The following is a 298-nucleotide window of genomic DNA, read 5'->3' on the forward strand; positions in this document are numbered from 1 at the left end:
CTTGGTCATGTTATTGCTGTTGATGCAGTCAATTTTCCAGTTGCATTCATGGTGGGTAAACAGTTGGTTAAACTGCGCAAGAGTGTCAGCGCTGAAGTGTTGTCTAATCCGAATATCGAACTGAAGTCTTTAATCTGAAGCACTGCAAGAATTGCTATCTCCAATAGTCTCGATGACGACTTGTGTCAACGGAAACCGTATCCGGTACCGAAGGTCGATCTGAGCAATCAAGTGGCGTGGACATGGTCGATATACAGCTTTATTCGTTGGGTGTTAACGACAACGTAGCTATGTGTAG

1 protein-coding gene is annotated in these 298 nt (G+C 44.3%); it reads left to right on the top strand.

Annotated features, from left to right (window positions below; genetic code table 11):
• Nucleotides 1-12: 12 nt before the first annotated feature.
• On the top strand, nt 13-138 hold the full coding sequence (locus tag A3730_RS29615; RefSeq protein ID WP_255364241.1) for an oxidoreductase C-terminal domain-containing protein: 126 nt from the start codon (nt 13-15) through the stop codon (nt 136-138).
• The last annotated feature ends 160 nt before the right edge of the window (nt 139-298 follow it).

This window comes from Alcanivorax sp. HI0044, assembly GCF_001634945.1.